Source organism: Pseudomonas nicosulfuronedens, from assembly GCF_005877905.1.
GTDB classification, from domain to species: Bacteria; Pseudomonadota; Gammaproteobacteria; order Pseudomonadales; family Pseudomonadaceae; genus Pseudomonas; species Pseudomonas nicosulfuronedens.
The window spans coordinates 308,794-335,152 of the sequence record NZ_SWDV01000002.1; the positions used below are offsets into that span (position 1 = coordinate 308,794).

The 26,359-nt window shown below is 65.6% G+C and carries 21 protein-coding genes and 1 tRNA gene; 9 read left to right on the forward strand and 13 right to left on the reverse strand.

Annotation, left to right across the window (positions count from 1 at the left end; translation table 11 throughout):
• Nucleotides 1-189 precede the first annotated feature (189 nt).
• Nucleotides 190-4,392, reverse strand: a complete 4,203-nt coding sequence (locus FAS41_RS03610) for a GGDEF and EAL domain-containing protein (RefSeq protein WP_138520275.1) — start codon at nucleotides 4,390-4,392, stop codon at nucleotides 190-192.
• A gap of 380 nt (nucleotides 4,393-4,772) precedes the next feature.
• On the opposite strand from FAS41_RS03610, the gene ettA reads away from it, so the two are divergent.
• Nucleotides 4,773-6,437, forward strand: a complete 1,665-nt coding sequence (gene ettA / locus FAS41_RS03615; RefSeq protein ID WP_017521646.1) for an energy-dependent translational throttle protein EttA — start codon at nucleotides 4,773-4,775, stop codon at nucleotides 6,435-6,437.
• A gap of 58 nt (nucleotides 6,438-6,495) precedes the next feature.
• Here the strand turns inward: ettA and FAS41_RS03620 are convergent, their stop codons facing one another.
• Nucleotides 6,496-6,792, reverse strand: a complete 297-nt coding sequence (locus FAS41_RS03620; RefSeq protein WP_246084804.1) for a prefoldin domain-containing protein — start codon at nucleotides 6,790-6,792, stop codon at nucleotides 6,496-6,498.
• A gap of 216 nt (nucleotides 6,793-7,008) precedes the next feature.
• On the opposite strand from FAS41_RS03620, the gene gdhA reads away from it, so the two are divergent.
• Nucleotides 7,009-8,343: an NADP-specific glutamate dehydrogenase gene (gene gdhA / locus FAS41_RS03625; protein WP_138520276.1), complete on the forward strand. Its 1,335-nt coding sequence runs from the start codon at nucleotides 7,009-7,011 to the stop codon at nucleotides 8,341-8,343.
• Between the two features lie 128 nt (nucleotides 8,344-8,471).
• On the opposite strand, the gene FAS41_RS03630 is transcribed toward gdhA, so the two are convergent.
• The 9 genes from FAS41_RS03630 to FAS41_RS03675 form a co-directional block, all read right to left on the reverse strand.
• Nucleotides 8,472-9,503 carry a cytochrome-c peroxidase gene (locus tag FAS41_RS03630; RefSeq protein ID WP_138520277.1) on the reverse strand — a complete coding sequence of 344 codons (1,032 nt, stop codon included), beginning with the start codon at nucleotides 9,501-9,503 and terminating at the stop codon, nucleotides 8,472-8,474.
• Nucleotides 9,504-9,626: 123 nt separating this feature from the next.
• Entirely contained in the window at nucleotides 9,627-9,986 is a 360-nt protein-coding gene (locus FAS41_RS03635) for a hypothetical protein (protein ID WP_138520278.1), read from the reverse strand.
• 87 nt (nucleotides 9,987-10,073) lie between these two features.
• Nucleotides 10,074-11,099 (reverse strand): RNA 3'-terminal phosphate cyclase, encoded by a 1,026-nt coding sequence (gene rtcA, locus FAS41_RS03640; RefSeq protein WP_138520279.1) that lies wholly within the window; start codon nucleotides 11,097-11,099, stop codon nucleotides 10,074-10,076.
• Nucleotides 11,096-11,896, reverse strand: coding sequence for a nucleotidyltransferase domain-containing protein (locus FAS41_RS03645; protein ID WP_138520280.1), 801 nt, complete (start codon nucleotides 11,894-11,896; stop codon nucleotides 11,096-11,098). The genes rtcA and FAS41_RS03645 overlap by 4 nt, the downstream gene beginning before the upstream one ends.
• An 18-nt stretch (nucleotides 11,897-11,914) precedes the next feature.
• Nucleotides 11,915-12,493 (reverse strand): hypothetical protein, encoded by a 579-nt coding sequence (locus FAS41_RS03650; protein ID WP_138520281.1) that lies wholly within the window; start codon nucleotides 12,491-12,493, stop codon nucleotides 11,915-11,917.
• 9 nt (nucleotides 12,494-12,502) lie between these two features.
• Complete coding sequence (locus FAS41_RS03655; protein ID WP_138520282.1) at nucleotides 12,503-13,723, reverse strand: RtcB family protein; 1,221 nt, start codon at nucleotides 13,721-13,723, stop codon at nucleotides 12,503-12,505.
• Nucleotides 13,724-13,737: 14 nt separating this feature from the next.
• Nucleotides 13,738-14,118 (reverse strand): zinc-ribbon domain containing protein, encoded by a 381-nt coding sequence (locus tag FAS41_RS03660; RefSeq protein WP_138520283.1) that lies wholly within the window; start codon nucleotides 14,116-14,118, stop codon nucleotides 13,738-13,740.
• Nucleotides 14,119-14,149: 31 nt separating this feature from the next.
• A complete protein-coding gene (locus FAS41_RS03665) occupies nucleotides 14,150-15,292 on the reverse strand; it encodes a slipin family protein (RefSeq protein WP_138520284.1) in 1,143 nt (380 codons plus the stop codon).
• 350 nt (nucleotides 15,293-15,642) lie between these two features.
• Nucleotides 15,643-15,715 (reverse strand) — tRNA-OTHER (locus FAS41_RS03675).
• 285 nt (nucleotides 15,716-16,000) lie between these two features.
• On the opposite strand from FAS41_RS03675, the gene rtcR reads away from it, so the two are divergent.
• Genes rtcR through FAS41_RS03695 form a run of 4 tightly spaced genes read left to right on the forward strand, consistent with a single transcriptional unit; the run spans nucleotide 16,001 to nucleotide 20,202 of the window.
• Nucleotides 16,001-17,611 (forward strand): RNA repair transcriptional activator RtcR, encoded by a 1,611-nt coding sequence (gene rtcR, locus FAS41_RS03680; protein ID WP_138520285.1) that lies wholly within the window; start codon nucleotides 16,001-16,003, stop codon nucleotides 17,609-17,611.
• Between the two features lie 35 nt (nucleotides 17,612-17,646).
• Nucleotides 17,647-18,216: a riboflavin biosynthesis intermediates N-glycosidase gene (locus FAS41_RS03685; RefSeq protein ID WP_138520286.1), complete on the forward strand. Its 570-nt coding sequence runs from the start codon at nucleotides 17,647-17,649 to the stop codon at nucleotides 18,214-18,216.
• Nucleotides 18,209-19,150 (forward strand): SMI1/KNR4 family protein, encoded by a 942-nt coding sequence (locus FAS41_RS03690; protein ID WP_171049429.1) that lies wholly within the window; start codon nucleotides 18,209-18,211, stop codon nucleotides 19,148-19,150. Before FAS41_RS03685 ends, FAS41_RS03690 begins: the two co-directional genes overlap by 8 nt.
• Nucleotides 19,147-20,202: a hypothetical protein gene (locus FAS41_RS03695; protein WP_138520288.1), complete on the forward strand. Its 1,056-nt coding sequence runs from the start codon at nucleotides 19,147-19,149 to the stop codon at nucleotides 20,200-20,202. Before FAS41_RS03690 ends, FAS41_RS03695 begins: the two co-directional genes overlap by 4 nt.
• A 48-nt stretch (nucleotides 20,203-20,250) precedes the next feature.
• Here the strand turns inward: FAS41_RS03695 and FAS41_RS03700 are convergent, their stop codons facing one another.
• Together FAS41_RS03700 and FAS41_RS03705 are read right to left on the reverse strand one after the other, a co-directional pair.
• Nucleotides 20,251-22,116, reverse strand: coding sequence for an Lnb N-terminal periplasmic domain-containing protein (locus tag FAS41_RS03700; protein ID WP_138520289.1), 1,866 nt, complete (start codon nucleotides 22,114-22,116; stop codon nucleotides 20,251-20,253).
• A gap of 61 nt (nucleotides 22,117-22,177) precedes the next feature.
• Nucleotides 22,178-22,666 carry a DUF3015 domain-containing protein gene (locus FAS41_RS03705; protein ID WP_038803701.1) on the reverse strand — a complete coding sequence of 163 codons (489 nt, stop codon included), beginning with the start codon at nucleotides 22,664-22,666 and terminating at the stop codon, nucleotides 22,178-22,180.
• A gap of 230 nt (nucleotides 22,667-22,896) precedes the next feature.
• On the opposite strand from FAS41_RS03705, the gene FAS41_RS03710 reads away from it, so the two are divergent.
• From FAS41_RS03710 to FAS41_RS03720, 3 genes are all read left to right on the forward strand, one after another.
• Entirely contained in the window at nucleotides 22,897-23,220 is a 324-nt protein-coding gene (locus tag FAS41_RS03710) for a TraR/DksA family transcriptional regulator (RefSeq protein ID WP_138520290.1), read from the forward strand.
• Between the two features lie 96 nt (nucleotides 23,221-23,316).
• The gene (locus FAS41_RS03715; protein ID WP_138520291.1) at nucleotides 23,317-25,848 is read left to right on the forward strand and encodes a Lon protease family protein; all 2,532 of its coding nucleotides are present in this window, start codon (nucleotides 23,317-23,319) and stop codon (nucleotides 25,846-25,848) included.
• Between the two features lie 147 nt (nucleotides 25,849-25,995).
• Nucleotides 25,996-26,337 (forward strand): PA4575 family protein, encoded by a 342-nt coding sequence (locus tag FAS41_RS03720; protein ID WP_024763074.1) that lies wholly within the window; start codon nucleotides 25,996-25,998, stop codon nucleotides 26,335-26,337.
• The last annotated feature ends 22 nt before the right edge of the window (nucleotides 26,338-26,359 follow it).

Consider the following 26,359-nt stretch of genomic DNA (forward strand, 5'->3'; position numbering starts at 1 on the left):
CAAGGCCAGGATCGCGGGAGAGACAAGCCGCCGAGTGGCGTGGGTAGCCGGCTTGTCGAAGGTGCAGGATGAACACGACGTAGGATGGTGTGGAGCGTAGCGATACCCATCGGCCCGGCATCGCGACAGCATGGGTATCGCTACGCTCCACCCCTCCTGCAAGGGCGCTCGCCGTGCGCAGTGGTGCGCTCAGCCGAGCAGGAACAGTGCGTTGCTGGCGAACAGTGCGGCGAACTGGTCCGCCGGCACCGGGCGGCCGAAGAGGAAGCCCTGCACCTCGTCGCAACCATGTTCACGCAGGAAGTCCAGCTGCTCGTGGCTCTCCACGCCCTCGGCAATCACCATCAGGTTCAGGCTGTGGGCCATGGCGATGATGGCGCGGGCGATCTGCGCATCCTGCTCGCCGTGGGGCAGGCCGTCGACGAAGCTGCGGTCGATCTTCAGCACGTCGATGGGGAACTGCTTGAGGTAGTTGAGCGAGGAATAGCCGGTGCCGAAGTCGTCCACCGCAATCGCCAGGCCCAGGCGTTTCAGGCCTTGAAGTATCTGCATCGCCTGGGAAACGTCGCTCATCAGGATGCTTTCGGTCAGCTCCAGCTCCAGGCACGCCGGGGCGATCCCGGTGTCCTCGAGGATGCCGGCGATGCGCTCGCCCAGCTGGCCGTCGGCGAACTGCCGGGCCGAGAGGTTCACGGAAATCTTCGGCACCCGCACCTTGTCGCGGTGCCAGGCGCGCAGCTGCAGGCAGGCCTGTTCCAGCAGCCAGTCGCCGACCTGGGCAACCAGGCCGAGTTCTTCCAGCACCGGGATGAACTCCGCCGGCGGGATCAGTCCGCGCTTGGGATGCTGCCAGCGCAGCAGCGCCTCAGCACCGGTCAGGCGGCGGCCGTCGCCGGTGAACTGCGGCTGGTAGTGCAGGACGAACTCGTGCAGCTCGATGGCGCGGCGCAGGTCGCTTTCCAGTTCCAGGCGCTCCAGGGCGCGGGCGTTCATCTCGGCCTGGTAGAACTGGAAGTTGTTCTTGCCCATTTCCTTGGCGTGGTACATCGCCGTGTCGGCGTTCTTCATCAGTTGGCTGAGCTCGGCGCCGTCCTGCGGCGAGAGCGCCACGCCAATGCTGGCGGTGACGAAGAATTCGCGGCCTTCCAGGGTGAAGGGGCGGGCGAGACTGGAGAGGATCTGCTCGGCGACCTGGATCGCCTGCCTCAGCGCTTTATCGCGGTCCTTCTGGCCGGGCAGCAGCAGGGTGAACTCGTCGCCGCCCATGCGCGCCACGGTGTCGTCGTCGCTGACGCAGTGGCTCAGGCGCTCGGCCACTTCCTTGAGCATGCGGTCGCCCGCGGCGTGGCCGAGGGAGTCGTTGATCGGCTTGAAACGGTCGAGGTCGAGGAACATCAGCACCACCCACTGCTGGTGCCGTTCGGCCTGCAGTAGCGCGGTGTGCAGGCGGTCCTGGAACAGCGTGCGGTTGGGCAGGTGGGTCAAGGCGTCGTAGTAGGCGAGGCGGTGGATGCGCCGCTCGCTGGCTTTGCGCTCGCTGATGTCGCTGAAGAAGCAGACGAAGCTGACCAGGTCGCCTTCCTCGTCGTGTACCGCATTGATGCCGACCCAGCTGGGATAGAGCTCGCCGGACTTGCGCTTCTGCAGGATCTCGCCTTCCCAGCTGCCGCTGCGGTGCAGGCTCTCCATCACATGCTTGAGCTGGTTGGCCTCCTGGCGGTCGGCGGTGAGCATGCGCGGTAACTGGTCCAGGACCTCCTCGGCGGAGTAGCCGGTGAGTCGGCTGAAGGAGTCGTTGATCTGCACGATGTAGCCGGCCGGGTCGGTGACCATGATCGCCGCGGTGGAGTGCTCGAATACCGTGGCCGCCATGCGCATCTCGCGTTCGGCGCGGCGCTGCTGGCTGACGTCGCGGGCGACGCCGAGCAGGCCTTCGAAGCGGCCGTGGTCGTCCCACATCAGGGCGATGCGCAGTTCCACAGGAATCTTGTGGCCGTCCGCGTGCAGGCAGTCGAGGCTGAACAGCTGCGGCTCGGCGCTTTCGCGCAGTTCGGCCAGGCGCTTGGGCTCGCCGATGGCGCCCTGCACGCGGTTCAGCAGTTCATCCAGGCGCTCCAGCTGCGCTGGGTTGGCGGCCACCTGCTGGAAGCCGTTGGACAGCACCCACTCGGGACTGTAGCCGAGCACCTGTTGGATCGACGGGCTGATGTAGTTGAGCTTGACCTGGGCGTCGGTGGAGAGGATCACGTCGCTGATGCTCTCGGCGAGCATGCGATAGCGACGACCGCTCTCGCGCAGGGAGTTGTGCGCCTCCACCGTGTCGGTGATGTTCTTGGCCACGCCGATCAGCCGCGCCACGCGACCATCGCTGTCGCGCGTCAGGGCCTGCTCGCGGATGTCGAACCAGTGCCAGGAGCCGTCGCGGTGGCGCCAGCGTAACTGGCTGTCGAGCAACAGGCCGTCGCCGACCACCTGTTGCAGGTTGCGGATGCGCCAGTAGTACTCCACGTCGTCCGGGTGCAGGACCTTTTCCCAGAAACGCTCGCCCATCTCGCGCAGTTCGTCGCCACTGTAGCCGAGCTGGTAGCCCAGGTTGTGATTGGTGAAGATCACCCGGCGCGCGGCAATGTCATGGATATAGAGAGTGTCAGGCACCGCGCGCACCGCGTCGGACCAGAACTTTTCGCGCTCGATCAGCGACAGTTCGACCTGCTTGCGGCTGGTGATGTCCGACAGGCTCAGGGTGACGGCGTGGAAGTCCTGGATCATCTCCGGCACGCGCAACTGCAACCACAGGTGGCGCTGCTCGCCCTGCCGGGTGTTGATGCAGGCTTCCAGCTCGACCATGCCCTGGCCATGCAACACGGCCTCGAGCACCTTGCTGCGCACGCCGTCCGGACGCATGCCGGCGCTGCCAATGAGAATCTGCCAGGCTTGCTCGGTGTTGGTGACGCGCATCAGGCGCTTGGCGACGTTGTTGATCTCGGTGATCTTCGCCTGGCGCAGCAGCCAGGGCAGGCGCTCGGGCTGCGAGGCGAGCCACTCGCGCAGGTCGCTCTGCCGGCGCAGGTTGAGGTCCACCAGGCTCTGGCGCAGGCCGGAGAGGTCGAGCACGCAGAGGGCGACACCGACGCCGTCGAAGATGTCCTGGTAGCGCCGACGGGTCTCTTCGAGGATGTGCAGCGCCTGCTGCTCCTCGGTGACGTCGCGTAGCACCCAGACCTGCCCGCCCTGGGGCAGGTTGCCGCGCAGTACCCAGCTCTGCTCCGGCGATAGCGGGCTGTCGTCCAGGGAGTGGTGGCTGACGGCGAACAGCCGGGCCTGGCCGGTATCGTTGACGCGCACCAGCTCGGAGCCATTGTCTGCCGAGGCATCGCTGCCAGGCAGCAGACCGCCCAGGCCGGGCAGCAACTCCAGAAGATGGTGTTCACCAGCCTTGTCGGCGCTGATACCGAACAACTGCTCGGCCTGCGGGTTGAGGTAGGCGAGGCGGCCGTCGGCGCGGGTCACCAGGACGCGCTCGTCGATGGCGCCCAGGGCTTGCGCGGCCTGACGCAGGTTCTGCTGCGACTCCACGGTCAGCGCACGCAGGTTCTGTTGCTCGCGTTGCAGGCGCAACAGGGCGGCCCCGGCGATGCCTGCCAGTACCAGCAGCAGCGCCAGCTCGCCGCCCAGGCGCGGCAGCAGGGTGGCACGGATCTGCCGGTCGTCGAATTGCGGATGCAATTGCCAATCGGTGTTCTGGATGTCGAGGCCGTCCAGACTCTGTGCCTGCTCCAGCGGCGAGGCGGCGGACAGCGGGCCGGGACGGTAGCCGCTGGAGCGGCCTAGGACCTTCTGCTGGACGTCGTCGACCAGGATCCAGTCCGGCGACTCGGGGCGAATCTGCGCTGCCCAGCCGCGCCGGGCAATCTTCTCGTCAAGGCGGAGAACGCTGTCGCCTTCGCCCGGCTCTGTGGCCTTCAGCCAGACATAGAAGTGGCCGCCGTTTTCTTCGCTGAAGGCGTAGTGATAGGCCTGCTGCGAGCTGCGCTGGCGCAGGGACTCGATGAAGGCGCCGTCCTTGATGCCGCTGGCGGAGTCGCGCACGGGCGTGCCGCTGGCATCCAGCCGGACCAGACTGTGGAAGGACGGGTAGATGTGTTTCAGGCCGGCGATCAGCGGCGTGTGGACATCGCTGTGCTCGCGGTCCTGCTCCTGCTGCAGCAGGGCCTGGGCCGCCACGGCCTTGAGCTCCAGGGTCAGGGAAATCCGCTGGGCCATCTGTTCGCCGTGCAGCACCACCCGTTCACGCTCGAAGCGCTCCTGGCTACGGAACTCCTGATGCAGCTGCCAGCCCAGCAGGCCGAGCATGAACAGCACCAGTAGCACCAGCGCGGTCCGGGTCGCCACGCGGCCAGGCCTGACCAGGGCGTCCGGAGGAGTACGGGGGAAAATAGACAAGGACTTAAGGACCTGGGGCGATACGGCTGAATTCGGCGCGGGCTAGGATGCCCGGAAAGGCGGCTAAGTGCCAGTATGGCCGACGAGCGTCGTTTGCCCTTCCTGCCTCATTCCGGTAGCTTTGCCGCACGCGCGCGTGATGTACGGCCAAAGTTCGGGGCATAAAGTACATCCCCGCAGAGTCCCGCGCGAAGGGCCGTCCATCGGCCGTTCGCGCCCTTCGGTGGCCCGCAGTGCTGCCGCTCCGGCCCGAAGTGCCGGCGTCCCGGAACCTGCCGTCGTCCGTTCCGGCCATCCCGATCACAATTCATCCCAGAAGTCAGGTATCCATGGCTCAATACGTCTACACCATGCACCGGGTCGGCAAGGTCGTGCCGCCCAAGCGTGAAATCCTCAAGAACATTTCCCTGTCGTTCTTCCCCGGCGCCAAGATCGGCGTACTCGGTCTGAACGGCGCGGGTAAATCCACCCTGCTGCGCATCATGGCCGGCGTCGACACCGAGATCGAAGGTGAAGCCCGCCCGATGCCTGGCATCAACGTCGGTTACCTGCCGCAGGAGCCCAAGCTCGACCCGCAGGCCACCGTGCGCGAGATCGTCGAAGAGGCCGTTGGCCAGATCAAGGCCGCCCAGGCCCGCCTGGACGAGGTCTACGCCGCCTACGCCGAGCCGGATGCCGACTTCGACGCCCTGGCCGCCGAGCAGGCCAAGCTGGAGGCCATCCTCCAGGCTTCCGACGGCCACAACCTGGAGCGCCAGCTGGAAGTCGCCGCCGACGCCCTGCGCCTGCCGCCGTGGGATGCCAAGATCGAACACCTCTCCGGTGGTGAGAAGCGCCGTGTCGCCCTGTGCCGCCTGCTGCTGTCCGCCCCGGACATGCTGCTGCTGGACGAACCGACCAACCACCTGGACGCCGACTCGGTCGCCTGGCTGGAACACTTCCTCCACGACTTCCCGGGCACTGTGGTAGCGATCACCCACGACCGTTACTTCCTCGACAACGTCGCCGGCTGGATTCTCGAGCTGGACCGTGGCCAGGGCATCCCGTTCGAAGGCAACTACTCCGGCTGGCTGGAATCCAAGGCCAACCGCCTGGCCCAGGAAGCCAAGCAGGAAGCCTCCCACGCCAAGGCCATGAAGGCCGAACTGGAGTGGGTACGCCAGGGCGCCAAGGCTCGCCAGTCCAAGTCCAAGGCCCGTCTGCAGCGCTTCGAGGAAATGCAATCGCAGGAATTCCAGAAGCGCAGCGAGACCAACGAGATCTATATCCCGGCCGGTCCGCGCCTGGGCGACAAGGTCATCGAGCTGCACAACGTCAGCAAGGGCTACGGCGATCGCCAGCTGATCGACGATCTGTCGCTGAGCATTCCCAAGGGCGCCATCGTCGGCGTGATCGGCGGGAACGGCGCGGGTAAATCGACCCTGTTCCGCATGCTGACCGGCAAGGAGCAACCGGACTCGGGCACCATCGAGATCGGCGAAACCGTGCAGATCGCCAGCGTCGACCAGAGCCGCGAAATCCTCGACGGCAACAAGACCGTATGGGAGCAGGTGTCCGACGGCTTCGAGCAGATCAAGATCGGCAACTACGAAGTCCCGTCGCGCAGCTACGTCGGTCGCTTCAACTTCAAGGGCGGCGACCAGCAGAAGTTCGTCAAGGACCTCTCCGGTGGTGAGCGTGGCCGTCTGCACCTGGCCCTGACCCTGAAGCAGGGCGGCAACGTCCTGCTGCTCGACGAACCGTCCAACGACCTCGACGTGGAAACCCTGCGTGCGCTGGAAGAGGCGCTGCTGGACTTCCCTGGCGCCGCCATCGTGATTTCCCACGATCGCTGGTTCCTGGACCGCATCGCGACCCACATCCTCTCCTACGAGGATGACGGCAAGGTGGTCTTCTTCGAAGGCAACTACACCGAGTTCGAAGCCGATCGTAAAAAACGCCTGGGCGACGCTGCCTCGCAGCCGCACCGCGTGCGTTACAAGAAGCTGGCGTAAGCCGCTTCTCAATGAAAACGGGGCCTTCGGGCCCCGTTTTCATTTCTGCCGCTTTTCGTCAGCGACTGCGCTTCAGATCGTCCAGGGCGCGACGCTGTTCCTCCAGCTGGCGTTGCAGTGTGTCGATTTGCCGCGCCTGGTCCTGCAGGGCGCGTTGCTGTTCCTCCAGCTGGCGCGACATGCGCTGCAGGTCGTCGGTGCTGAAGTTCGACTTGTGGATCACTTCGCTGTCGAATGTATCCGCCACCACCAGCGCGCCGGACTCGGTGAAATTGCCGAGTTTCATGGCCGCGTGGGCAGGAAGACTGAGCGTGCAGGTGAGGGCGACAAGGAGCGCGAATAAGCGTGTGGGCATCGGGATTATCCTGCTTGAAGGAATATCTTGATTTCAATCTTCTATTGATTTTGTATACAAAAATCTGCTTTTCTGCCGGTCCGGCAGTAGCGGAATTTATATTTTTGCACCATAAAGATTCATAAAAGCGTCACGCTGCACTATCTCGGGGCGGCGTGGGTTGTTAGAGTCTGCCGGCAAAAAGCATCACATAATCAGAAAAGTACCGGTGTAGACATGACGCAATCCGTTGACTCGTTCCTCGAGCGCCTCAAGCGGCGCGACCCCGACCAGCCCGAATTCCACCAGGCGGTGGAAGAGGTGCTGCGCTCCCTCTGGCCCTTCCTCGAAGCCAACCCGCATTACCTGCAGGCCGGCATCGTCGAACGCATCGTCGAGCCCGAACGCGCGATCCTGTTCCGCGTACCGTGGGTGGATGATGCCGGACGAGTACGGGTCAACCGTGGTTTCCGCATCCAGATGAGCAGCGCCATCGGCCCGTACAAGGGCGGCCTGCGCTTCCATCCCTCGGTGAACCTGGGCGTGCTGAAGTTCCTGGCCTTCGAGCAGGTCTTCAAGAACTCCCTGACCTCGCTGCCCATGGGTGGCGGCAAGGGCGGCTCGGACTTCGATCCCAAGGGCAAGAGCGACGCCGAGGTCATGCGCTTCTGCCAGTCGTTCATGAGCGAACTGTTCCGTCACGTCGGTGCGGACCTCGACGTGCCGGCTGGTGACATCGGCGTGGGTGCCCGCGAGATCGGCTACCTGTTCGGCCAGTACAAGCGCCTGTCCAACGAGTTCACCTCGGTGCTGACCGGCAAGGGCATGACCTACGGCGGCAGCCTGATCCGTCCGGAAGCCACCGGCTACGGCTGCGTGTACTTCGCCCAGGAGATGCTCAAGGCCCGCGAAAGCGGCTTCGACGGCCAGCGCGTGGCCATCTCCGGCTCCGGCAACGTGGCCCAGTACGCTGCGCAGAAGGTCATGGAACTGGGCGGCAAGGTGATCTCGCTGTCCGACTCCGAAGGCACCCTGTTCATCGAGGCCGGCCTGACCCTGGATCAGTGGGAAGCGGTCATGGAGCTGAAGAACGTCCGTCGCGGCCGTCTCAGCGAGATGACCGGCCCCGGCCTGCGTTTCCTCGCCGGCGAACGTCCGTGGTCGCTCGCCTGCGACATCGCGCTGCCCTGTGCCACGCAGAACGAACTGGATGCCAACGATGCGCGCACCCTGCTGGCCAACGGCTGTATCTGCGTGGCCGAAGGCGCGAACATGCCATCAACCCTGGAGGCTGTGGATATCTTCATCGAAGCGGGCGTCCTCTACGCGCCGGGCAAGGCGTCCAATGCCGGCGGCGTGGCCACCAGCGGCCTGGAGATGAGCCAGAACGCCATGCGCCTGCTGTGGAGCGCTGGGGAAGTGGACCAGCGCCTGCACGGCATCATGCAGAACATCCACCATGCCTGCGTCGCCTACGGCGAGGAGAATGGCCGGATCAACTACGTGAAGGGCGCCAACATCGCCGGCTTCGTCAAGGTTGCCGACGCGATGCTGGCCCAGGGCGTGGTCTGACCGCTCCGCCAGTATGAAGAACGGGCCCCATGGGCCCGTTTTCATTCTGCCAGCACGGCCGCTCTTCGTAGGAGCGAGCTTGCTTTTGCGAAGAACCCCGCAGCGGGGCTGGTCAGGCGGCGATCCGATCAGTCCACCGGTTTGGGTGTGGTCGCGGTACTCGGCGGCAGCAACGGGTACTCCACCTTCGGCTGCTTGCCGGTGACGGTCTTGAGGAAGGCGACGATGTCGCCGACTTCCTCGGCGTTGAGCTGCTTGCCCAACTGTGCGGTGCCCATGATCGCCACCGCTTCCTCCAGGTCCCAGACCTGCCCACTGTGGAAGTACGGCGCGGTCAGCGCGATGTTGCGCAGCGGCGCGGCGCGGAACACGTACTGATCGTTCTGCGTCTTGGTCACCTCGAAGCGGCCCTTGTCGCCGCTGGGCAGGATCTTGCCGTCGGGCTTCTTCACCAGGCCGAACGGGAAGTACGCCTGGCCGCCCAGGTTCACGCCGTTGTGGCAACTGATGCAGCCCGAACTCATGAAGGTCTGCAGGCCTTTCTTCTCCTTGGCATCAAGGGCGCTGTCGTCGCCCTTGAGGTAGAGGTCGAAGCGCGAGTCCGGGGTGATCAGGGTCGATTCGAAGGCCTGCAGCGCCCGGGCCATGTTGTCGAAACTGACCGGTTGCTTGTCGCTGGGGAACGCCTTTCCGAAGGCGGCGACATACTCGGGCATGCTGCTCAGCGTGGCCTCGACGTTCTTCGGCGTGTTGTGCATCTCCACCGGGTTCTGCACTGGGCCCTTGGCCTGTTCTTCCAGGTCCTTGGCGCGGCCATCCCAGAACTGCGCGACGTTGAATACCGCGTTGAACACCGTGGGTGAGTTGCGTGCACCTTTCTGCCAGGCGTGACCGCTGGAGGCGGGCACGTTGTCGGCGCCGCCGGTGCCGATGTTGTGGCAGGTGTTGCAGCTGATCACGTGGCTGGCGGACAGGCGTGGTTCGAAGAACAGCTGCCGGCCCAGCTCGATCTGGTTGGGGTCGAGCTGGTCGCTGGCCTGCTCCGGAATGGGCTTGAAGATGCTGTTGGCGTTGTCGCGCAGTACGTCGGCATTCGCTTGCGCCGCCGCGGTGCTCACGGCCAGCAGCAAGCTGCCCAGCGCCAGTTTGATGGGCTGCATGTGGAGTCTCCTTGTCTCAGGCTTTGGTTTCTTCTGAGTTCAAGGAGAGGCCAGGTGGGAGAGGGGTGGCTTGACCGAAATCAAGCGGGCGGCCCGGGCAGGTGCGGATGGTTGCCGCAGCGGTCAGTTGCCGCGCAGGGCGTGGGACAGCGCGCGGTCCTTCTGCTGTTCCCAGTCGCGGTCCCGGTCGCTGTTGCGCTGCTCCTCGTACTGCTGGCGTTCCTGGCTCACGCGCATGGCCTGGCATTGCTGGAATCCGTCGTTCCAGCCGAGGGCATACTGCGGCTCGCCCAGGTAGCGCGGCACGTTCTTGCGGAACTCGCCGGTGATGGCGCCGGCCGCCTGACGACCGCTGCCGCAGCCATCGTCATAGCCGTCGGCATAGGCGGGTGGATAGCCCTGGGCGAGGAGGGTTTCGTGGGTGGTTTCGCAGCCGGCGAGCAGAGTGGCGCAGAGCAGGACGAGGACGGCGCGCGGCGCCATGGAGACTCCCGTGTGCCTTGGGGGCGGGCACACGCGCCGGATAGGGTGACTGGACGGCACTCTATCCGGCGTTTGGTGAGAAAAGCGTCAAGCCGGCGTGATGCGGATGTGCTGGCCTGATGCCGGCTTTGCCTGGCAGTCGATGTGCACAGGCAGGAAGGCTTCGATTACCGCACGATTGCTCACCAGATGATCGCTCAGCAGCGGTGTGGTGAAGCTGCCACCGCCGGCCAGCGCCATGGGTAACAGCAACTGGTCGGCAAGATGCTCATCGACGCTGGTGCCGCTGCGGCGCCAATCATCGGCCTGACGCAGCGCCTGGCTGGAAACGCGTTCGGCGCTGATCCCGGACTGACCGAAGGCGCAGAACACCAGGGTCAGTTGCTCGCATTCGATTTCCAGCAGCAGCGCATTGCCCGGGCCCTGATCCTCCGGCAGACGGACGACCTGAGTGGCTGCCGTATGCCAATTCTGATGCCGCTTCACCTTCTCCAGCTCGCGATCCCCTACGTGACCGGGAATGGCCGCGAGCAGGGCACGGGCTGAACGCGAAAGCACGGCGCCGGTCTCCGGTAGGTGCAGCGGCTGCAACTCTCCGGGCTCGACGCACGCCCGCAATTCACCGCCGCCGGCGGGCATGAAGCCGTGACGCAGCAATTCGAAGTCGACCTTCGCGCCCATGCGCCGCAGCAATGGCAGCCAGCTGCGCTCGATGAAGTCCGCCGGCGGGGCCAGCGGGTTGTGCGTGCCGCCGCTGATCGCCAGGCTGCTCGGCCCGTCGGCGAACAGCAGTGCCGGCAGGAGCGTCTGCAGCACCAGCACGGCGCTGCCCGCGCTGCCGATGGCGAAGCGGTAGTCGCCGCCGCGAATCGCACCGGGGCGGAAGGTCAGGCTGCGCGAACCCAGTTCGTCGCCTTCCACCGCCGCGCCGCAGATTTCCGCCGCCGCGCGCACGGACGTCAGGTGCTGACGCAGCAGCCCCGGCCGCGAGCGTCGGCCGCGGATGTTGACGATGCGCAGTCCCTTGCCGGTGATCATCGACAGGCTCAGCGCGCTGCGCAGGATCTGCCCGCCACCTTCGGCGCCGTCGAGTTCGATCAGGTGCTTGTTCATCGTGCGTACTTCCTCACCTGCTCGCGCAGGAAGCTATCCAGACGCTCCGTGTCGCGGCAGCCGCCGCGCAGGGCGCCAAGGGTTTCCGCGCGTTGCAGTTCTTGCTCGATCAGCCGGTGCAGGGCCGGGCGCGCCGGGCCGTATTTGGCCTCGACCGCCTGGCGCTTGAGCACCAGCAGTTCCTCGACTTCGGCGCGCTGCGCGGCATCGTCGAGCGTTGCCTCCATCAGTGTCTCGAAGACCATCGGCGGCATGCCGAGGCCCAGGTCGATCCAGCGCACCGCCAGCAGCGGGCGCAATACATAGAGGTACTTCTTGTAGCGAACCTCCTCGCCCTGCAGATAGCCACGGAAGTTCTTCTTCGCCATCGACAGGTAGTGCGCCCGCGCAGCGGCGGGCGAGTAGAAATCCTGTGCCAGTTGGCGCAGACCCTCGGTCGCTGCCGATTCGCTGCGGTACACCAGCGGCGAGTCCAGCCACTCCAGCAGTGTCGGGTTGGATTTGCGCAGCAGTCGCAGCGTCTTGCGCAGCTCCCAGCCGCTGAGGTCCAGCTCGTCGGTCAGCGGGCGCTCCAGCACGTCGCGCGGTTCCTCCACGCGCAGATACCAGTCCGGTTGATGCACATAGACGAAGCGTACGTCGTAGTCGCTGTCCGGCGAGGCGAAGCCCCAGGCGCGGCTGCCCGATTCACACGCGTAGAGCACGGTGACGCTTTGCTCCTGCTCCAGTCGTTTCAATTCGTCCCAGACCCGTTCGCGCATGGCGGTGGGGAGTGGATGTCGTTCGTCCCTGTTCATGGGGTATTCCTTGTTCGTTCAGTCCGTCGCGCTGGCGGCCAGCGCGGACAATGTCCGTCGCCGCGGGTTGTACAGGGTGAGGCACCAGATGCCCCACCATTCCTTGCCGTCGTCGAAGTAGCAGCTCCAGTGGCTGCGATGAGGTTCGGCATCGCCGTCGCCCACCCAGTCGAATACCTGCAGGCCTTCGTCCGGGTACAGCCGCAGCACCTGCAGCCATTCGCGGAAGTCCGCTACCTGAAGCTGGGTGCCGTAGGGCGGGTCGCGGAAAGCGCGGCACAGCGGGCCGTCGTCGCGGGCCAGTTCGCGCACTGCCTCGAGATCGAGTGCCTGCGGGCGGGCCTGGGCCAGGTCCGGTGTCAGGTCCGGCCAGCGCTGCTTGGCATGGCGGGCGTCCTTGGCGATCAGCTCCAGCCTCCACAGTCGTGCGCGCTCGTTGATCGTCTCGAACAGTATCTGCAACGCCAGGCGATGTTCCGCTTCGCCGGGGGTGGCGGTCGGGTCGAATGCCAGCACGCGGAAGTCGAAGACGCAGCCCGCCTGTTCCAGGCGGGCGCGCAGCTCTTCTGTGCGCTGGTTTTCCAGGAGTTGCAGCATGTCCTCACCTCATCCTTTCACGCATACCACCTGACGCAGGGTATGCAGCACTTCCACCAGCTCGCGCTGGGCGTCCATCACGGCATCGATGTCCTTGTAGGCCATCGGGATCTCGTCGATCACATCCGCATCCTTTCGGCACTCGACGTGGGCGGTGGCACGCACCTGGTCCTCGACGCTGAACAGTTTCTTGGCCTTGGTGCGGCTCATGGTCCGGCCGGCGCCGTGGCTGCACGAGCAGAAGGCTTCCTCGTTACCCAGGCCGCGGACGATGAAGCTCTTGGCGCCCATCGACCCCGGAATGATGCCGAGCTGGCCTTTCTGAGCGGACACCGCACCTTTACGCGTTACCAGTACCTCTTCACCGAAGTGACGTTCCTTCTGCACGTAGTTGTGGTGGCAGTTCACCGCTTCCAGGCTGGCCTCGAACGGCTTGCGGATGACCTGCCGCGCTGCGGCGATCACCGCGCGCATCATCAGTTCGCGGTTCTGCCGGGCGAAGTCCTGGGCCCAGCCCACGGCTTCGACGTAGTCGTCGAAATGCTGGCTGCCTTCCTCGAAGTAGGCCAGGTCACGGTCCGGCAGGTTGGCGATGTGCTGGCGCATATCGGCCTGGGCCAGTTCGATGAACAGGTTGCCGATGGCGTTACCCACACCGCGCGATCCGCTGTGCAGCATGAACCAGACGCGGTTGGCCTCGTCGAGGCAGACCTCGATGAAGTGGTTGCCGGTGCCGAGGGTTCCCAGGTGCTTGCGGTTGTTGGTCTTCTCCAGTTTCGGGTACTTGTCGGTGATCACCTTGAAGCGCCCGGCCAGCGTGCGCCATGCGTCATCGGCGTGCTCGGGCACGTCTTCCCAGGCGCCCTGGTCGCGGCGGCCGAAGGTCTTGCCGTGGGGCACGGCCTTCTCGATGGCGCTGCGCAGGCCGTGCAGGTTATCCGGCAGGTCCGAGGCCACCAGCGAGGTGCGCGCGGCGATCATGCCGCAGCCGATGTCCACTCCCACGGCGGCCGGGATGATGGCGCCCCGGGTGGGAATCACGCTGCCGATGGTCGAGCCCTTGCCCAGGTGCACGTCCGGCATTACCGCCATGTGCTTGAAGATGAAGGGCATCTTCGCGGTGTTCATCAGTTGCTGCTTGGCGTCTTCTTCCACCGGCACGCCCTGGGTCCAGAGCTTGATCGGTTTGCCGTTGGCGACTTCCAGCAGTTGGAAGGTCTTGGTGCTCATGTTCTGACTCTCTTCTATTGCGTGGCGATCTGGCCGGCAGCAGGTTGTGCCCGGCCATCGCGAATGCGTTTGTTCAATCGACAGGTGCGGCAGCGTATCGCTGTAGAGAACACCTGTCCCTGACAGTCCTCGTACCACCACTTCTGCTGGGCGGCAGTCCAGGTTTGCTCGGTGCCGCAGCCTTGGCAGGTGAAATCCTGGTCCTCGTACCAGCCACGTCGCACGAATGGCGGGTCGCCGTAGCTGTTATAGGGGGCCAGGTTCGAGCGGCTGACCGGGGCGCTGCCGGGCGGGGCCAGGCGCCTCTCGGGGCGCCTGGCCTGCTCGGCTTTGCAGGTCTTGCGTCGCTCGCGCTTCCGGCGGATTTCCAGGCGGCGCTGCTTGTTGCTCTTCACGGTGCCCTCTCCTGCGCCGGGCAGGCCCTGTTCAGGCCTGCTTCAGCGTTACCAGTCCATTCAATACCTGATCCAGGCCACCGAATACCGAGATGCGGTCGATGCGTTCGGCTACCCGCTCCAGGGTTTCCAACTCCTTCAGGCGCAGGGCGGTGGGGTTGTCCTCCATCACCTTGGCCGTGTTCAGCAACGAGCGGGTCGCCGAGGTTTCTTCGCGACGACGGATCACGTTCGCCTGCGCGGCCTTCTCCGCCTCCACCACCTGGGCCAGCAGGGTCTTCATCTCGCCCGGCAGGATGATGTCGCGCACGCCCAGGCCGCTGACCTCGATGCCGGTGCCCGGCAGCCGCTCCTTCAGGTAGGCGCTGACCGAGTCGTCGATGAGTTGCTTGTTCTCCAGCAGCTCATCCAGCGAGCGGGTGCCCACCGCCGCGCGCAGGCCGAACTGCAACTCGCGGTAGAGGTGCTCCAGTGGCTTGGACAGGCTGGAAAACGCCGTCAGCACGTCGCTGTAACGCCAGTTGGCGGCCAGGTTCAGGCGCAGGCTCACCTTGTCGCGGGTGAGGATTTCCTGACCGCTGACTTCCAGCGCCTGGATCCGCGTATCGATCAGCTCCACGCTCACCTGGCGGTTGTAGCGCCAGAAGCCGTACTGGCCCGCCGGCAGCAACTCGACCACCGCACCGTCGACCTTCAGCACGCCGACCTGGTAGGCCGGCACCAGGGTCACCAGCAACGCCTCGACGCCGATTACGCCGCGGCCTCGCAGGTTGCCCTGCATCTGCTGCAACAGCGCCGGAGCCACGCGGTACTCCTGGCTCAGGTCGATGCGCTCCAGGCGCTGCTCGGTCTGACCCTTCCAGTACAGCCGGCGGCTGCCCGGTGCGAGGATTTCCGCCAGCACGCCGTCTTCGAAGCGCAGGCCGGCCTCGTTCTCGGCCAGGTCCATGCGGGTGAAGTAGCGTTCGACCAGCACCGGTTCCGACTGACGCAGGTAGCCAGCCAGGCGGTGTTCGAACAGCGGGGTGTTCAGGCTGAAGGTTTCCACGCTCAGGCGGTTGTACAGGTCCAGGTGGCGGTGGATGCCTGGTTCGAGGATCGCCAGGAAATCGCCCTCGGAGTACAGCAGGCCGCGTTCGTTCTTCTTCACGGTAAAGCGCTTCAGCAGTTTCATTGCTCTCTTCCTTCTTTCTCTTGTCCTTGGGTGCCGGTGTTCGCCAGTCCGTCGGGTGGCGAGGTGGGGGCCTGCGAGAGCCAGGTGCTGCGGACGTCCTGTCCATGTCGCCGAATCCATCGGCCAGCACTTGCCTTGTCGCGGGCCCGGTCCTCGTACCGGGCGGGCCGGCGGTGGCTTCGGGTCCCTGGCGTATCCGGCCTTCCTGGCCGCTTTGCGCCTGTCCCGTCGCCCACCGGCGGGGTGTTGCCTTCATGAGTAGCTGCCGTGGGAGGGCAGTGTTCGAGCGGGAGTCGAACCCGCGACAGGCCATTCCTTCGATGGCTGCTCTACCGGACTGAGCTATCGAACGGCGCGGGCAGGATTCGAACCTGCGACGGCTCCCTCGGAGGGGAGTGCTCTACCGGGCTGAGCTACCGCGCCATCGACCGTGACTGCTGCAGCGGCATGCACGAAGCCGACACCAGGGGTGGGCTCGGGCACCGGCGGGAGTGGAAGTCCCTGCCCGTGGGCTGCATCAGCGATGCGGTCGAGGGAGATATAGCGAGGGGCGTGCCAGGTTTGTTTTAGAAGGATGGTGATTTTTTATAAGTTACTGATAGATAACAATTTAATTATTTTTATTCTGTGCCTTGTCGACTGCGCCGGTTGGCCGCTAAGGGGGTTTATGGATATCCTGGGATCGTTATTTATCTCGATGGATAAAAGATGAAAGCCAAGAAAACCGTCGCCATCGGCTTCCTCGGTTCCACCCTGGATCGCGTCGGCAAGGGCGCGGCGCGCTGGCAGAAGTGGCGGCCCACGGTCGGCCTGTGCCAGCAGCAGGACCTGCTGATCGACCGCCTGGAGCTGATCCATGGGCTGGATGCGCGGGATGTCGGGCTGGCCGAGCGGATTGCCGCCGACGTGCGGCATATCTCCCCGGAAACTGAGGTGCGCCTGCAGCCCATGGCGCTACGCAACCCGTGGGACTTCGAGGAGGTGTACGGCGCGCTGCACGATTTCGTCGGTGGCTACCGCTTCGATACCGAGCACGAGGACTACCTGGTGCACATCACCACCGGGACCCACGTCGCGCAGATCTGCTGGTTCCTCCTGACCGAGGCGTGCTACCTGCCGGCGCGGCTGGTGCAGGCCTCGCCATCGCGGCGCAAGGACGAGGCGCGGCAGCCGGAAGGGACGGTGACGGTCATCGACCTCGACCTGTCGCGCTACGACCGCATCGCCACGCGCTTCCGCCGTGAGCAGGAAGAAAGCCTGGCCTTCCTCAAGTCCGGTATCGCCACGCGCAACGCTGAATTCAACCGCTCCATCGAACAGATCGAGCGGGTTGCCGGACGCTCCCGCGCGCCAATGCTGCTGATCGGCCCGACCGGCGCCGGCAAGTCCTTCCTCGCTCGCCGCGTGTACGAACTCAAACGCGCACGGCACCAGTTCCAGGGCCGTTTCGTCGAGGTGAACTGCGCGACCCTGCGCGGCGACGGCGCCATGTCCGCGCTGTTCGGCCATATCAAGGGTGCCTTTACCGGTGCGCAGAACGCCCGTGAAGGCCTGCTGCGCGCGGCGGATGGCGGCATGCTGTTCCTCGACGAGATCGGCGAGCTGGGCCTGGACGAGCAGGCCATGTTGCTCAAGGCCATTGAGGAGAAGCGCTTCTTCCCGCTGGGCTCGGACCGCGAGGTGGGCAGCGATTTCCAGCTGATCGCCGGCACCCACCGCGATCTGCGCGAGCGCGTCGCCGAAGGGTTGTTCCGCGAGGACCTGTTCGCCCGCATCAACCTCTGGACCTTCGACCTGCCGGGGTTGGCCGGGCGCCGCGAGGACATCGAGCCAAACATCGATTTCGAGCTCGAACGCCACGCCCGCGAGCAGGGCCGCCTGGTGCGCTTCAACCGTGAGGCGCGCACGCGCTACCTGGCTTTTGCCAACTCGGCGCAGGCATTGTGGAGCGGCAACTTCCGTGAGCTGTCGGCGTCCATCACGCGCATGGCGACCCTGGCCGACAGTGGTCGGATCGATGAGGCGCTGGTGGAAGAAGAGATCGGCCGGCTGCGCCGCTCCTGGGGCGCGACCCAGGCGCAGAGCCCGCTGGACGGCCTGCTGGGGGAGGGGGGCGAAACGCTGGACCTGTTCGACCGCCTGCAACTGGAAGCGGTGATCGACGTCTGCCGGCAGGCGCGTAGCCTGTCCGACGCCGGCCGCCAGCTGTTCGCCGTGTCGCGTCAGGAAAAGCAGAACCCCAACGATGCTGACCGCCTGCGCAAGTACCTGGCGCGCTTCGGCCTGGATTGGGCCGGTATCACCGACGGGGTGCGCTAGAATCGGCGTTTTGCGCCAGCGGCAAGGAGCCGACCATGGAAGAACCGATGAGTGTCGAGCAGCTGTGCCGGCGCATCGAGGCGGGTGAAGCGTTCAAGTATGTGTACTTCTGGGGGCATCGCCCGAAGCATGCCGTGGAAGTCGACAAGAGCTGTTTCAGCCAGTGGTTCGAAGCGGACTTCGAGATCGATGGAGTGACCTACGCCAGCGCCGAGCACTGCATGATGGCCGGCAAGGCCCGGCTGTTCGGCGATGAAGCGGCGCTGGCACGGATTCTCGCCGCGCGCACGTCAGCCGAGGCGAAGTCCATCGGTCGCGAGATCCTCGGCTTCGACGAGGCGGCCTGGAATGCCGAGCGGCTGAGCATCGTCACCCGTGCCAGCCATGCCAAGTTCGGGCAGAACCCGGCCTTGCGCGAGTTCCTGCTGGGCACGGGTGATCGCGTGCTGGTCGAGGCCAGTCCGGTGGATGCCATCTGGGGCATCGGCCTGGCGGTCGATCACCCCGACGCGGGCAACCCGGCGCGCTGGCGCGGGCTGAACCTGCTGGGCTTCGCCCTGATGAGCGCGCGCGATGCGCTGCGCAAGGAGGGCGGCGATGCCTGAGTTCACGGCTGCCCAGCAGCAACTGCTGCGCGACCACCGCCTGGCCTGGTTCGCCGGGCGCATCATCCACGACGCACGGCCGCCGATCAGCGATACCCAACTGGCCGAGGTCGAGCAGCGCCTGGGCAGCAGGTTGCCGCCCGAGCTGATCGCCCTGTGGCGCTGCGCCTTCGGTGGGCGGCTGGATTACGAGTTGTGCGTGGACTACGACGGGCACCTGCATCCCTACTCCTTCAACGAACTGTTCTACCCCGATAGCGACGGCTACCACGATCTGTGGGGCTGGCTGGAGCACGAACAGGAATGCGCCGAGGAAGTCGCCGTCGAGAATGGCGAGGAATGGAATGGTCGCGTGGGCTTCCTGCCCATCGGCGGTTTCGAGTACCTGGAGCGGGTGTACGTCTGCGTCGAGCCGGAGGCGTTCGGGGCCATCTACGTCTGGAGTCGCGCATTGCCGCCCGCCTGGCCGCTCCGGCTGCATGAGGATGCACTGACCAGGGTGGCTGACGATCTGTGCGGCCTGTTCGAGTTGCTGGGCTTCGATGAAGACCCGTTCGCCGAGGGCGCGGATGCCGGGCAGGAGTTGCTCGAAGCAGTGGATGAGCTGGCTGCTTCGGGTGCGGAGGGCGAAGCGCTGGCGCAGTTGCTGCAGAGTTCGTTGCGGCCGCTGGTGCGCGACTGGCGCGCGGCACTGGAGCAGGGACGTATCGCCGGTGAGCCTGAGTTGCAACGCCTGGCCCTGACTCACGCGGTGCGCAGCGGCGATATCGCCTTGCTGGAACAACTGCGTGACCAGGGGTGCGACCTCGGCCGGCTGTTGACCGGTGGTGGAAACGCGCCGGTGCATGCGCGGGTGATGCAGCGCGAGGTGGTGATCCACTGGTTCGCCGAGCAAGGCGTCGCGGAATATCAGCTTGACGGAGACGTAGCATGACGCTGGCGACAGGCCTTCCGGAGTCGCTGGTCGAGTTCCTGCGGCAGTCGGTGAATGCGCCGCAGGATCGGGTCGAGGCGCAGGACTTCGTCCGTCGTTCCGATGTCCGCGAGTTGTACCGTGACACCCTGGGAACGCCCCGCGCGGACGAGATGCTTGCCCAGTGCGCGGTGCTGTTTCCCGAGCTCAACCTTAACCGTGCGTCGTTGCTGGCGCTGTTCTGCGGCAGTTGGGTGGAAGGCGGTGCCAGTCCGCGTATTGCCTTCGCGGCAGTGCTGGATGCGTTGGGGCGTGCGCTGGCGGTACTGCGCCCGTATTGCGCTGACGAAGAAGCCGAGGACGACGAGGACGCACAGGCCGCAGCCCGACAGGCTCGCGCGCGGCTCGACAGCCTGACGCCTTCGCAGTCACTGCTCATTGACAGCGCACACGCGGCGGTCGACCTGCTGGTATTGCCGCTGATGACCATGCTGATGCGCTCGCGGGACAATCACCGCGACTTCCTGGCCAATGGCGAGCTCCTGCTCGCCATCGACGCGATGGTGAAGTCCAACACCACGCTGCCCTTCGAAAACCTGCACTTCCTCGATCACGCGGCGGCGCTGACCTACGAAGACGAGCTGGTGGTGATCCTGCCCGCGACGCGCACGGGGCTGGTGGTGAGCGCGCAGGGCATCAACTGCAATTTCCACGCGTTCTCTCTCCTGCAACCGCTGCTGGCCGCCCATGGCAAGCGGCTCGGGTTGCAGGTGTCGGCGCCGGTTTCGGCAACCGAGGTACCAAGGGAAGACAGAGCGCAGTACCTGTGGCTGCAGGCGTTCGCCTACGAGAAGGGCGAGTTGGTCAACAACCTGGCCTGGGCTTGGGGTGAGGCGCCATTGCGCAGCAATAGCCGCAAACACGGCCATTGCGTGTTGATCGCGCTGGATACCGAAGAGGGCGTGTCGCGTTCCTGGTCGGGCTTCGCTGATCGGCTGCACGACGCGCATCAGCCGTCGGTGGAGCTCGTCCGCTTCCTCAGCGAGGACGAAGTGGTGGCCTATCTGGCGTGACGCCGGCAAAGGCGCGCCACGGCATCGGCCGCAGCGCGCCTTCCCGGGTCAGTAGTGGTACCAGCGCAGCTCCAGCATCACTTCACTGCGCGGGCTGGCTTCATGGCTGAACTCGCGTTGTGCCGACAGGCGCAGGCCGAGGTTGCGGCCCAGTTCCACCTGCTGGCCGAAGCTCAGGGTGCGGCGTACTTCGCCGTTGTGGAAATAGTCGCCCTTGCCCTCGAGGCTGAGGTTGCCCAGCGGGTTGCTCCACAGCACGCCCGTGTCGAAGCCCATGGCTGGGGCGAGGGTGGCGGCGAAGTCCTGGTTGTTCTCCAGGCGCGCCGTGCCCAGGGCGTAGGCCTGCAGATCGTCGCTGAGCTTCCAGCTGCCACCGGCGCCGCCGTTGAGGTGGCCGACCAGGGTGTCGTGGTCGTTGTCGCTGTGCTTGCCGATCACTCGTTCCCAGCCGCCGGCGACCTGCCAGGACAGCGGTTTCAGCAGCTCGTTGCGTGGCGTCATGGAGCGGATGGTGACGAGGTCCAGCTGCTGCAGTTGCCAACGATTGCCCTCGTACTGGCGCAGCTTGAGCTGGCCAATCTCGATCTGTGCGCCAAGGGGGAAGCCGTAGGCGTTGTCGTCGAGATCGTGGTAGGCCATGCGCAGGCCGTACTGGGCGAAGGCTTCGCCATCGCGGCTGCCGGCGCCCAGTTGCCAGGTGCGTGACTCGTGGCCGTTCTCCGGCTGACCGGGGCGTTCCACGTCCAGTGCCGGCGGTGGGTTGCGGTTGATCGCCTTGAGCAGGTTGTAGCTGCGCGAGGCGGTGGACTGGTCGCGCTCCTGGCCGGTGGCGCGGTAGCGCACCAGGCGGAAGGCGGTGTCCTGCACCAGTGCCTGGCGGTCGGCGGGCAGGGCGGCGAACTCGGGGCTCTGCAGCTGGCTGTCGTCGTCGGCGATGTGGCGGGCCAGCACCTTCTCGTCGTGGCTCAACGGTTCGCCGCGGGCCAGCAGCTCACGCTCGCGGGATGGACGATAGTCCACCCGGTCGATCAGCCCGGCGTCCTTCACCGCGCGCACCGTATCGGTAGGGATGGCAGTGATCGGGAAGTGGTCGGTGAGCTCGGTGCCGGGGCGGGCGATCTCCAGCAGTTCGAGCAGGCGGAATGAACAGTTCTCGTCGAAGAAGTAGTACTTGAAGCGGATCTGCTTCAGCTCCCAGACGTGCTCGACCATGCGCGCGGTTTCTTCCGGCGTCAGGTTCAGGCGGTACTCCCAGAGGTCGCGGTTCTCCAGGCGGCTGTACTCGGAGAGCTTCTCGCGGTAGGGCACCAGGGCGAACAGGCCGGGGTAGCCGCCCATCAGGCCTTTCCAGGCATAGAGGATGCTGTTGTCCATGCCCTCGATGTAGGCGCCGAAGTTGAGCGCGTAGCTGAGCAGGGCGGTGTTGTCGGAGTCGACGTCGGCCTGGTCGATGCGCAGCAGGGTGTGACCGAACATCGAGGACGGGCTGTTCAGGTAGGCGGCGGGGAACACCAGCACGGCGCTGTGCGGGTTGATGTCCTGGTACCAGGTGGTGAACTCCTTGCACTCCACCGTCGGCAGGTCAGCGAGCTGCAACTGCTGGCGCAGCCAGCGGGTACGAGCCGGGTAGACACACTGGGCGTGCTTGTCGCCGAGGCTGGCTGGGGCATAGAGGGCCTTCACGGTGGCGGCCAGTTCGGATTCCGGATGGCGGTCTCCATCCTTGGCGAGGAAGAACCTAGGGTCGTCGACGAAGCTGCGCCAGCCACCGAGCTTGGCGTGCTCATAGTGACCCAGGGCCAGCCAGTAGGGCTCGTTGGCCAGGCTTTGCAGGCGTTGTGGGTCGATCGCGGGCGAAGCCAGCAGTGGGGTGCAGGCGCACAGCGCCATCCAGGGCAACAGGCGTTTGGGCATCGAGTGGGCTACTGGGAGGGAAGGGTGAGCCCGCCCGGAAGGGGCGGGCTCGCGTTGGCCATCAGGCCTGTTCGGCGTACTTGGCCAGGGTGCTGTCCTGCTTCAGGACGGCCTGGGTGTTGGCGTAGACGTCCTCGGCGGTGACGTCCGACTTGTTGAAGATCTGCGCGAAGTGCTCGTGGGTGACCTGGGCGAAATGCGCGCGGTCCTCGGGCTTCACGCCCAGTACCACGGCGTAGGTGGTCAGCGCCTCGCCGTCACCCTTGGCCATGTCTTCGGACAGTTCGTCCATCATGCTGCTGAGCACGATCATCGGCTTGCCGCCGTAGGTCAGCGCACCATTGGTGTGGCAGCCGTTGGTGCCGGTGGTCATGCCGAAGGTGTTGTTGCCGCTGGTGCCGTTGGTAGTAGCTGCCAGGACGTGCGTGGCGGTACCGCGCTGGCCCTTGAACAGCATGTTGCCCCAACCGCAGCCGTCGCTGCCGGGGGCATCGGCGAGAGCACTCAGGGAGGCGGTGGCGAGGAGGGTACCGAGCAGAATCCTTTTCATCGTTTTTCTCTCTATATGAGGTCGGGGACCGTTGAACAGCCGCTGACAGCCTAACAGCGCCTGCCAGAGCTTTTCTCCAATGCCTTGCGGGTGTCAAGGCAACCGCTGCCGCAGACAGTATGGCCGAGCCCGCCTGGGGTGACTCAGATGACCGGCAGTTGATCGGCATCAGCGGCGGAAGTCTTGGAACCGACCACACTTGAATCAGTTCCCCTTTTGAGGAAGTCGTCATGGTCGATTTCGATCCACGGCCAGCGCTGGACCAACTGGCTGCCGAGTACTCCAAGCGCGCCGAGGCCATCCGCCGCGACCTGGGTCGCAGCCATTCGCCGGACTTCGCCGAGCAGGCCCAGCAGCGGCAGAACGACGACGTGCTGCGCGCCCTGCTGGCCGAAGCGGAGGCCGGCATGCGGCTGGTGGGCCTGGCGCGCCTGCGCCTGGCTGATGGGACCTACGGCGAGTGCGCGCGTTGCGGCGAGGCCATCGAGGAGCGCCGCCTGCGTGCCCTGCCAGCTGCCGAGCACTGCCTGCGCTGCGCCGATGCGGTGGACTGAAACTGTCACCAATACTGCCTTGCCAGTGGCGCGCGGGCGGCGCGAGAATGCGGACGAATCTCCGCGGCCTCGCGCCGCCCGAAGCAAGGACCTCCAATGCCCGATTCCGTTGCTGCCGGCCTGCGCCTGGCGCCCGATGAACTGACCCGCCCCTTCACCCCCGAACAGTTTCCCTTCAAGACCACCGAAGAACTGGAGCCTTTCCTGGGCGTGCTCGGACAGGAGCGCGCGGTCGAGGCGCTGCAGTTCGGCGTGGCGATGCCGCGCCCGGGTTACAACGTGTTCGTCATGGGCGAGCCGGGCACCGGCCGCTTCTCCTTCGTGCAACGCTATCTGAAGGCCGAGGGCAAGCGACTGCCGACGCCGGCCGACTGGGTCTACGTCAACAACTTCGATGATTCGCGCGAGCCGCGCGTGATCGAACTGCCCCCGGGCAGCGCCGCCGAGTTCGGTACCGACATCGATCACCTGATCGACAACCTGTTGTCCACCTTCCCCTCGGTGTTCGAGAACCCGGCGTACCAGCAGAAGAAGAGCGCCATCGACCGGGCCTTCAACCAGCGCTACGACAAGGCCCTCGATACCGTCGAGCGGCTGGCGCTGGAGAAGGAAGTCGCCCTGTACCGCGACAGCGCCAACATCGCCTTCACCCCGATGAAGGACGGCAAGGCCCTGGATGAGGCCGAGTTCGCCCAGCTGCCGGAGGAGGAGCGCGAGCGCTTCCACGCCGACATCGCCGACCTGGAGGAGCACCTCAACGAAGAACTTTCCAGCTTGCCGCAGTGGAAGCGCGAGTCGAGCAACCAGCTGCGCCAGCTCAACGAGGAAACCATCACCCTGGCGCTGCAGCCGCTGCTGGCGCCACTGGTGGAGAAGTACAACAACAACTCCGGGGTCAGCGCCTACCTGCAGGCCATGCAGCTGAACCTGTTGAAGACCGTGGTCGACCAGCTGGTAGACGCCGAGCGTACCGACCCGCAGCGCAAGCAGAGCCTGGAGGAGCAATACGCGCCGAACCAGGCGATCGGCCACCATGCCACCAGCGGTGCGCCGGTGGTGTTCGAGTCGCACCCGACCTACGACAACCTGTTCGGCCGCATCGAGTACGCCTCCGACCAGGGCGCGCTCTACACCAGTTACCGCCAGCTGCGTCCCGGTGCGTTGCACCGCGCCAACGGCGGCTTCCTGGTGCTGGAGGCAGAGAAGCTGCTGAGCGAGCCGTTCGTCTGGGACGCCCTCAAGCGTGCGCTGCAATCGCGCCAGCTGAAGATGGAGTCGCCACTGGCCGAGCTGGGTCGCCTGACCGCCATGAGCCTGACGCCCCAGGTGATCCCGCTGAACATCAAGGTGATCATCATCGGCTCGCGGCAGATCTACTACACGCTGCAGGACCTGGATCCGGACTTCCAGGAGATGTTCCGCGTGCTGGTGGACTTCGACGAAGACATCCCGCTGGCCGAGGACAGCCTCGAACAGTTCGCCCAGCTGCTCAAGACCCGTACCTCGGAGGAGGGCCTGGCGCCGCTCACCCGTGAAGCCGTGGCCCGCCTGGCGACCTACAGCGCCCGCCTGGCCGAACATCAGGGGCGTCTCTCGGCACGCATCGGCGACCTGTTCCAGCTGGTCAGCGAAGCGGACTTCATCCGCCAGCTGGCCGGCCAGGAAGTGACCGACCTGGGCCACATCGAGCGCGCCCTGAAGGCCAAGGAAACCCGGACAGGCCGCGTGTCAGCGCGCATTCTCGACGACATCCTCGCCGGTATCATCCTGATCGACAGCGAAGGCGCTGCGGTGGGCAAGTGCAACGGCCTGACTGTGCTGGAAGTGGGTGACTCCGCCTTCGGCATGCCGGCGCGCATCTCCGCCACCGTCTACCCCGGCGGCAGCGGCATCGTCGACATCGAGCGCGAGGTCAACCTCGGCCAGCCAATCCACTCCAAGGGCGTGATGATCCTGACTGGCTACCTTGGCAGCCGCTACGCCCAGGAATTCCCCCTGGAGATTTCCGCGAGCATCGCCCTGGAGCAGTCCTACGGCTACGTCGACGGCGACAGCGCGTCGCTGGGCGAGGTCTGCACGCTGATCTCCGCCCTGTCGCGCACGCCGCTGCGGCAGTGCTTCGCCATCACCGGCTCGATCAACCAGTTCGGTGAAGTGCAGGCGGTCGGCGGGGTCAACGAGAAGATCGAGGGCTTCTTCCGGCTCTGCGAGGCGCGTGGCCTGACCGGCGAGCAGGGTGTGATCATCCCGCGCGCCAACGTTGCCACCCTGATGCTCGACGAGCGCGTGCTGCAGGCGGTGCGCAACGGCCAGTTCCACATCTACGCCGTGCGCCAGGCCGACGAGGCGTTGAGCCTGCTGGTCGGCGAGCCGGCCGGTGCGCCGGATGCCAAGGGCCACTTCCCCAAGGGCAGCGTCAACGCCCGTGTCGTCGAGCGCCTGAAGGAAATCTCCGAGCTGGGCATGGACGAGGAAGAGAAGGAAAAACCGGCCAAGGAGCCCGCCGCCAAGCCCGCCAGCAAGTCGAAAGTGAAGGCACCGGCGGAAAAGGTTCCTGCAGATGAAGCTCTTGTCGACCAGGCTCCGGTGAAAAAGGAGCGTGCCCGCAAGAAGAAAGACGCCGACTGAACACGGTCTGGCGCAAGGTGCCGGTCGGAGCATTCCGCCGGCGCCATTTTCACGTCGTTGTCTGCAAGATAGCCGGATAAATCCGCACTTTCGCGTGTCGGAACCTGGGTGTAGTCTCGAACTCAGGACAACCGCGAGGGTGCCGCCATGCCGCGTAACCTCTGCCTTATCCGCCCCTGTCTGGGGCTGACCACGCGCATCGAGTGCGAGATCAGGCCGCTGGCCGGAGAGAATGGACTCTGGACCTTGTTGTGTGCCGCCGGCATGTCCGGCGCGCAGCCCACCGCCATCAAGGCGCAGGGCCCGTTCTGCGGGCCTTTCGTGGCCGAAGGTGTGCTCGAGGCGATCTCCGACTGCCTGGCCCAGCAGGGCTACATCGTGGCAGACGATCCCCCCATCTGGCAGTTGCACCTGCAGGGCGAACTGCGCCGCCTGAACGGCGAACGCTCGCGTCATGTCGGCAACTTCCAGTTCCGCCCTGAAGGTTGAGGCTTTCAACCCTGAGAGAGGG